The 531-nt window shown below is 49.3% G+C and carries 1 pseudogene; it reads left to right on the top strand.

The features are described 5' to 3' along the window. Positions 1-249: 249 nt before the first annotated feature. Positions 250-531: pseudogene (locus tag R7Q48_RS30650) on the top strand (plasmid stability protein StbA); the annotation flags it as partial.

A 531-nucleotide genomic window follows, 5' to 3' on the forward strand; every position in this document is an offset into this window, starting at 1 on the left:
AAACGACGTTTGGCGTCTCGATTTTTTTGACTAGGTCATCCGCCGCCAAACAGAGCCTATTCTCATACTTTTGCGAAAATGCAATAGGCAGATAGATGAAAGGATTTGTCACCTTTCTACCCACCGCCAGAGCACCGAATCCTGATAATGACATTTGAGTGAACCGCCAGAGCACTTGGAAATGCCCAAGCGTGACCTGAGCGGTTGATTGAAAACTGTTAGAGCACTTTGAGTGCACAGGAGATAAGTATGTTTGTACTAGGCGTAGATATCGGTTACTCAAACCTGAAGCTGGCAATTGGCCAATCAGGCAGTGAACCGAAAACCATTATTCTACCTGCGGGTGCCGGTCCTGCGGATCGTATGCCGGAGCGTATCGGTGGTGGCGATGATGAAACTTGTTTGTATGTCTCTGTCGATAATGAGCGTTGGGCCGCTGGTGTGCCTGCTGGACGCCTTCAAGGCTGGGAACGAGAGCTTCACCCGGAATATCCCACCACAAAAACCTATAAAGCGCTTTTTCATGCCGCC

This window comes from Vibrio sp. 378 (assembly GCF_033339435.1).